This is a genomic window from Kitasatospora sp. NPDC093102, from assembly GCF_040683915.1.
In the GTDB taxonomy this organism is placed as follows: Bacteria; Actinomycetota; Actinomycetes; order Streptomycetales; family Streptomycetaceae; genus Kitasatospora.
The window spans coordinates 1-3,056 of record NZ_JBFBFA010000130.1 but is presented as its reverse complement, the minus strand read 5'-3'; the positions used below and the strand labels follow the sequence as shown (position 1 = coordinate 3,056).

Below are 3,056 nucleotides of genomic sequence, written 5' to 3'. Positions count from 1 at the left end.
CGGGTTCGGTGCCGTAGCGGATGGCGTTGGTGATGAGTTCGCTGAGGATCAGTTCGGTGGTGAAGGTCAGGTCCTCCAGGCCCCAGGTGGTCAGTTGGTCGGCGCATTGGTTGCGGATGCGGGAGACGGCGGCGAAGTCGTGTGGGACGTCCCAGGTGGCGATCTGGTCGGGTTCGAAGAGGCGTGTGCGTGCGATGAGGAGGGCGATGTCGTCGCGCGGGTTCGGTGGGACCAGTGCGTCGAACACGGTCTGGCAGGTGGTGTCCGGGGGCTCGTTCGTGTGGGTGTGCGTCAGGGTATGCCGTAGCAGGGTGAGTCCGTTGTCGAGGTCGCGTTCGCGGCTGGTGACGAGTCCGTCGGTGTAGAGGACGAGTGTGGTGCCGGGTGTCAGCTGGAGTTCGGTGGTTTCGAAGGGCAGGCCGCCCACGCCGAGCGGGGGGCCGGCGGGCAGGTCGATGAACTCCACGCTGCCGTCGGTGTGGACCAGTCCGGGCGGGGGGTGGCCTGCGCGGGCCATGGTGCAGTGTCCGGAGACCGGGTCGTAGATCGCGTACAGGCAGGTGGCGCCCGTGACGGCGGCTGTCTCCTCGTCGTCGGTGGCCCTGCCGTGGTCGAGGTGGGCGACCAGTTCGTCGAGGCGGGCGATCAGTTCGTCCGGGGGCAGGTCGAGGGCGGAGAAGTTGAGTACGGCCGTGCGCAGTCGGCCCATGGTGGCGGCGGCGTGCAGGCCGTGGCCGACGACGTCGCCGACGACGAGCGCCACGCGGAAGCCGGGCAGCGGGATGACGTCGAACCAGTCGCCGCCGACCCCTCGCTGGGCGGGCCGGTAGCGGTAGGCCGCTTCCAGGGCGCTCTGCTCGGGCAGCCCGCGGGGCAGCAGGCTGCGCTGCAGTGCCTCGGCCATCCGGTACTCGCGGGTGTACCGGCGGGCGTTGTCGATGCACATTGCCGCGCGGGCGACCAGTTCCTCGGCGAAGGTGACGTCCTCCTGCCCGAAGGGCTCGGACTGGTCGGCGCGCCAGAAGGTGACCGTGCCCAGGGCCAGGCCGCGTGCCCGCAGCGGGACGGAGATCAGCGAGTGGACCCCGTGCGCGAGGATTCGCTCGGCGGTCTGCGGGTCGCGCTCCTGCCAGGCCTGTGCCCGGTGCAGGTCGGCCGTCAGCGTGGCGTGCCCGCTCTCCAGGGCGGTGGCCTCCGGGGTGCCGGGCAGCGGGCCGATCTGCGAGCCCACCGGGAGGAACGGCCAGTCGTCCCGGATGCCGCCGGCGGCCACCCGGCGGATCCGCGGGCCTCCCGCCATGCCCGTGCCGGGGGGCGGCTCGTCACCGCGCAGCACCGCCTCGGCCAGCTCGACCGTGGCGAAGTCCGCGAACCGGGGAATCGCCGCATCCGCCAGTTCCTGCGCGGTGCGCACCACGTCCAGGGTGGTGCCGACCCGTGCACCCGCGTCGTAGAGCAGCTTCAGCCGGGCGCGGGCCGCCTCGGCCTGCCCGGCCAGCGCCCGCAGCTCGGTGGTGTCCCGGATGGTCGCGACGCTGCCGGGCCCGCCGCCGTACGGCGCGGTGGGGCGGTTGTTGACGGCGAGCAGCCGGTCCTCGGCCGGGTGGACCTCGTCGGTGGCGGCCCGCCCGGACGCCAGCAGCCCGGCCAGCCCGGGATCGAGCCCGAGCTCGGTGACCGGCCGTCCCTCCACCTCGGGCGGCAGGTCCAGCAGCCGCCGGGCCTCGTCGTTCGCCAGCACCGCCCGTCCGTCCCCGCCGACGATCAGCACGCCCTCACGGACCGCGTGCAGCACCGCGTCATGGTGCTCGTACATCCGCGTCATCTCGGCCGGCCCCAGGCCGTGCGTCTGGCGGCGCAGCCGCCGCCGCACCAGCACCGCCCCGCCCGTGCCCACGGCCACCGCAGCCACCGCACCGCCGAACAGGACCGGCAGCTGCTGACTGAACGTACTGCCCGCATGCGCGATGGTGTAGCCGACCTGGACCAGGCCGGCGACCGAACCGTCCGGCCTGGTGACCGGTGCGCTGCTCTCCACGACCCGTCCGATGGGCGCGGTGAAGCTGAGGGTGATCGGCCCCTTGAGGGCCAGCTGGTACGGGCCGATGAGACGCTGTCCGATCAGCTCGGGCTGGGCGGTCTGGGCGTAGCGGATCCCCTCGGGGCTGGCGATCACGACGTAGTCGAAGCCGCCCTTGTCCGTGATGTCCAGGGCCAGCGGTTGCAGCACCGCAGTTGGGTCGGTGCTGTCCAGAGCGGCCACCACCGTGGGGACCTGCGCCAAGGTGATGGCCGCGGCGCGTGTGCGGTTCTCGGAATCACTCGCGGCGTACTTCCGGGCTTGCAGGATGAGTGCCGTCAGCGCCGCGGTGACCAGCAGCAGCACCACGACCAGCATCCACAGGAACACCTGCCCGGCGACACTGCGCACCCACAGCCGCGAGCGCGGCCCACCCCGGGCGGACCGGTGTTCCCCCGGTCCGCCCGGTTCCGCACCCCCATGGGCGTGGTTGTCCACTCCGTGCATCCAGGCCGTCCCCGCGCATCCGGATCATGACCCCTCCACGCTGCCACCCCGCCCGCACATGTGCATGCGCGAGGCCGCTGGACGGCCGAACGCACCGCCGGGCAGGTCGGCGCCCCCGGAACCGGAGGGCCCGTCCAACGAACGCAGGGCCGCGCCGACAGCGCGTGCGGGGCCCGCATTCCGGTGTGACGCGGGCCTCAGTCCGGGGGGACCGTCCGCACCCAGAGCATCGGTGCGAGTTCGGCCAGTGACCGACAAACCGGACAAACCATGACATAAACCGTGAGCCCACTCACACGGAAAGAGGTCCACGACGGACGATAGTGGTCGCCCGTCGACCCCGCCCGCGAGTCCGGCCGTAACATCTGCGCAGCTCAGCACGTTGGCCGGCCGGGCAGCCGGCCCCTGCGGATCGACGCCGGCAAGCCGTGAACACGACGGTGGATCGTAGCGAGGGGGTCTTGTCGATGGGCGGCCCCACCTGGCAACAATTGCTGCATCGAGCCACTCCGGCACCTGTCCCGCCGGT

The 3,056-nt window shown here is 72.4% G+C and carries 1 protein-coding gene; it reads right to left on the bottom strand.

Annotation, left to right across the window (positions count from 1 at the left end; genetic code table 11):
- Positions 1–2,431, bottom strand: a 2,431-nt coding sequence (locus AB0O11_RS39255) for a SpoIIE family protein phosphatase (protein WP_363397393.1), incomplete at its 3' end; no start/stop codon positions are given.
- Between the last annotated feature and the right edge of the window lie 625 nt (positions 2,432–3,056).